The sequence below is a fragment of the Hyella patelloides LEGE 07179 genome (genome assembly GCF_900659865.1).
Taxonomy (GTDB): Bacteria; Cyanobacteriota; Cyanobacteriia; order Cyanobacteriales; family Xenococcaceae; genus Hyella; species Hyella patelloides.
Genome location: NZ_LR214214.1, coordinates 1 through 2,977, shown reverse-complemented (window position 1 = coordinate 2,977; position 2,977 = coordinate 1). Strand labels below are relative to the sequence as shown.

Here is a 2,977-nt window from a genome sequence, read left to right as displayed (position 1 = left end):
TTACAGCCGTTTTCGATTGGATAGACGAGGACACGTGGCTTGCCCTAAAGGATACCGCTACGCATAAGGTTGCCTCAAGCCCGTGAGATGTCCGTTCCGCTTTTAATTAGTTGGTTCGGAGCTTCCATCCAAGCTCTAAGCTTTAAGCTTTAAGCTCGCTTGTTGCTTAAGTAATTGGATATGTTGAGTGGTCTACTTATTTGAAAAGAGCAGTAAGACAAATGAATAGTCAGCACGGAAGTGTAATCTATCGACCGATCGTAGGCATTTCCTTCCGTAAACTCTATATTAGGAAGGGTATAGCGATCGCTATGTGGACATAAACCTCATCAACTATGTCACGATCGCTACTATCAAGAAGTATTAAACCATAACAGAAGTAGATCGCCACGCCAAAAAGAAACTAAAGAAGTTAGTGCGAGGAGCAAGACAAGCCTAAAAGATCAAAGAAGTGTCGCAGACAAACAAGACTTTATTTTAAAAAGTATTTAGCCATGACTTCAAATTTAGTTAGTTCTCTAATTCGCACGGAGATCAAAAAATTTCTGCAATTAGCGATTCCTTTAGCTAGCGCACAAGTAGCTCAATCTCTGACGGGGTTTTTTGACACAATTATGATGGGAAGATTGGGAGGAGAAATTCTTGCGGGAGGGGGTTTAGCTTCTCTAACTTTTATGGCTTTGCTTACTATTGCATCTGGGGTAGTTATGGGGATAAGTCCCTTAATTGCCGAAGCTGATGGTGCGGGGAATCGCAGAAAAATTGAACAGTTAGTGCGCCAGGGATTTTGGTTGGTTTTATTGTTGACAATACCCATGATGATTGCGATCGCTAATTTTGATTCGCTGATGGTGCAATTGGGACAGGCTGAAACTACTGTTACTCTGGCTAATACCTATTTAGATATTATTTTGTGGGGTTTTTTCCCCGCGTTGGGTTTTGCTATGCTACGAGGGATGGTATCTGGATTGTCTCATACTCGTCCTGTCATGTTTATCGTGATCCTAGGGACATTTTTTAATATTACGGGAAACTATATTTTAGGGTTTGGTAAATTTGGTTTTCCCCGCTTAGGATTAGCAGGATTAGCATTAGCAAGTACCCTGGCTCTTTGGGGAATGTTTTTCGCCTTGTTAATCTATATCCTCAAGCACCCACAACTAAAAACCTATCAGATTATTAAAGGACTAAATCGATTAAAACCAAGTATTTTGGCAGAGTTAGTTAAAATTGGTCTTCCTATTGGAGTTTTTTCCGCACTAGAAATAGGTTTATTTACTGTTGTTACCTATCTGATGGGTGCATTGGGGACAGACGTGTTAGCTGCACACCAAATTATCTTTCAAACTATTGTAGTCATCTTTATGATTCCCTTGGGAATGTCTTATGCAGCTACGGTTAGAGTAGGACAATGGCTGGGACAAAAAAATTTAGAGGGAATTAGACGATCTGGATATCTGAGTATTGGAATAGGATTGGGATTTATCATTCTCATCACGATCGCTATGTTATTGTTTCCCCAAGCAATAGTTAGCCTATATCTAGATATTGACGATCCTGCCAATGCTGAAATATTAGCTTTAGCTTTACCAATGTTAACTATCGCTACTGTGTCCCAAATACCAGACGTAATCCAAAAAATTACTTATGGTGCGCTGCAAGGAATTCAAGATACTCGTGTTCCCATACTGTTGAGCATTCCTTCTTTCTGGGGTGTCGGACTGGCTGGTGGTTATATTCTGGGATTTCCTTTGGGTTGGGGTGGTACTGGTTTGTGGTTAGGACATTTTATCGGAATGGCGATCGCTGCAATGCTCTTTTTAATCAGGTTTCATCATCAAATTACCCGTCAGAAAAAGTTTAGCTAGAGGTATTGTTGCTATGACAAATCCTGCTCATTCAAATATTTGACAAATTGACGGGAGGAAATGCGTGCTTGCCAGAGAGCATTTTCGACTCTCGTGTTGACGATTGTACAATGCGACTACTTAAAGCCTCTGATTTAGATGCTCTGGCAGCAATTTGGGCTGATTCTCAAGTAACTCGTTTTCTGCCTAGTAGAGGAGTCTCGATTTCTAGAGACAATACAGAAAAATCCCTTAAATCTTTCATAAAGCACTGGCAATATCGAGGATACGGAATTTGGGCAATTATAGAAAATTATTCATCTCACATGATTGGCTATTGTGGTTTGCGTTACTTGGATGAGCTTAATGAAGTTGAAGTTCTTTATGGACTTGCTAAAACTTATTGGGGACGAGGAATTACAACTCAAGCAGTGAAAGCATCAATTTCCTACGGCTTTGATGTTGCTAATTTAGATAAAGTAATTGCGATGGCATTGCCTGATAACCTCGCCTCAAGAAGAGTAATGGAAAAAGCTGGCTTGGAATATGAAAAGCAAATTCATATGTTTAATTTGGATGTTCTCTACTACTCTGTGCAAAATCGATAATCTTTTTTCCTGTCTAATATTGTGATAATTTTTAAATTGCGATCGCTGCAATGCTCTTTTTAGTTCGGTTTCATCACCAAATTACTCGTCAGAAAAAGTTTAGCTAGAGGTATTGTTGCTATGACAAATCCTGCTCACCTAAATGTTTTACAAAAGGATCGATGTTCAGACCACATAAACCAATAAACCGATCGGCATCCTTGGCTATTAAGAGAACCTCACCTTTTTGATCGAAACAGTTCTTTTGGTCAATCCAGTTGTCAACAAGACGTTGAACAAATAAAAAACCTTGATTTCGACTGTCTTCAATTATTGGTTTTAGCTTAATGATAGAAAGTTCTTTAATTTTCTCAATTTTAATAGCCATTCAACCTTTAAAAGCATCAGTTCGACAAATATGAACCTATCCCACTAATAATAGATAAAATAAGAAGGTTGTAACTAAACGACTGAAGATGCCAGGCAAATTTGAGGGATTAAATGACCTAGAGTGGAAGCTATTTCAAGATATTTTTCCTAAAA

Annotated in this window: 3 protein-coding genes; 2 read left to right on the top strand and 1 reads right to left on the bottom strand. The window is 38.9% G+C overall.

Annotated features, from left to right (window positions below; all coding sequences use genetic code 11):
- Positions 1-494: 494 nt before the first annotated feature.
- Together H1P_RS32315 and H1P_RS32310 are read left to right on the top strand one after the other, a co-directional pair.
- Positions 495-1,868 (top strand): MATE family efflux transporter, encoded by a 1,374-nt coding sequence (locus H1P_RS32315; protein WP_144875434.1) that lies wholly within the window; start codon positions 495-497, stop codon positions 1,866-1,868.
- A gap of 110 nt (positions 1,869-1,978) precedes the next feature.
- Entirely contained in the window at positions 1,979-2,455 is a 477-nt protein-coding gene (locus tag H1P_RS32310; protein ID WP_144875431.1) for a GNAT family N-acetyltransferase, read from the top strand.
- 118 nt (positions 2,456-2,573) lie between these two features.
- On the opposite strand, the gene H1P_RS32305 is transcribed toward H1P_RS32310, so the two are convergent.
- Positions 2,574-2,822: a hypothetical protein gene (locus H1P_RS32305; protein WP_144875429.1), complete on the bottom strand. Its 249-nt coding sequence runs from the start codon at positions 2,820-2,822 to the stop codon at positions 2,574-2,576.
- Positions 2,823-2,977: the final 155 nt, after the last annotated feature.